The following is a 308-nucleotide window of genomic DNA, read 5'->3' as shown; positions in this document are numbered from 1 at the left end:
CATCCGCGCCACTTTGGCCGGGTCGGTTTTGGTGATGGTTTCGCCCAGAAGCGTGATCTCGCCGCTTGTCGGCTGCAAAAACTTGGTCAGGAGATTGAACACCGTCGTCTTGCCAGCCCCGTTCGGGCCGATCAGCGCATGAACGCGGGCATGTTCCACATCAAGATCAACATTCTTCACCGCATAAAAGCCGCCAAACGACTTGCCCAAGCCGCGCGCCGACAAAACAGAACGCGCAGCGGTCCGCGATAGAGAAGTCGAGGTCGCCGGCCCTGCTTCACGCAGAGCCGTCACATTGCCAGTCGAAG

General features: G+C 59.4%; 1 protein-coding gene. It reads right to left on the bottom strand.

What is annotated here, in order from left to right; translation table 11 throughout:
- Nucleotides 1-294 (bottom strand): ATP-binding cassette domain-containing protein (locus HWD97_RS24315; protein ID WP_371835818.1); only part of this gene is annotated, 294 nt, incomplete at its 3' end.
- Nucleotides 295-308: the final 14 nt, after the last annotated feature.

It is taken from the genome of Ochrobactrum sp. C6C9 (genome assembly GCF_022627935.1).
GTDB classification, from domain to species: domain Bacteria; phylum Pseudomonadota; class Alphaproteobacteria; order Rhizobiales; family Rhizobiaceae; genus Brucella; species Brucella teleogrylli.
The sequence above is the reverse complement of the archived record's forward strand: the minus strand, read 5'-3'. Positions and strand labels throughout refer to the sequence as shown.